The sequence below is a fragment of the Paenibacillus sp. BJ-4 genome, assembly GCF_020404765.1.
In the GTDB taxonomy this organism is placed as follows: Bacteria; Bacillota; Bacilli; order Paenibacillales; family Paenibacillaceae; genus Paenibacillus.
The window spans coordinates 1-443 of sequence record NZ_JAIVEM010000181.1 but is presented as its reverse complement, the minus strand read 5'-3'; the positions used below and the strand labels follow the sequence as shown (position 1 = coordinate 443).

At 54.0% G+C, this 443-nt stretch carries 1 protein-coding gene; it reads left to right on the top strand.

Translation table 11 applies throughout. The features are described 5' to 3' along the window. Window positions 1–17: 17 nt before the first annotated feature. A partial coding sequence (locus LCF57_RS26390; RefSeq protein ID WP_318840812.1) for an Ig-like domain-containing protein occupies window positions 18–443 on the top strand: 426 nt, incomplete at its 3' end.

Below are 443 nucleotides of genomic sequence, written 5' to 3'. Positions count from 1 at the left end.
TGAACCCGTATGCGGGAATGCATACGCCGCAGGACTGGACATTCCGTACGGGAGATATGCAGCCGTATTATACGCAACTGTATCCGCAGGGAAGCGGACAGACGCCTACGCCGAACTTGAACATGATCTTCAGTGAAGCTGTGGAACTGGGAACAGGTCATCTTATTGTGCATCAATGGGATGGAACCGAGGTTGGGCGAATTGACGTAAGCGGAGGTACGGTTGCAGGAGGCACAGTACGTATTAGTGGTCAGGACGTGTTGATGAAGCTGGATCATCCGTTGTCGGACAATACCCGGTACTATGTAGAGGTCAGCTCGGGCATGTTTGTGGATCGTGGTGGCCAGGGATCGAACGGCATCTGGGATCAGAGCACCTGGAATTTCGTGACAGCGGATGAGACGGCGCCGCAGCTGGTGTCGAAGTCACCGGAAGGTCTTTAT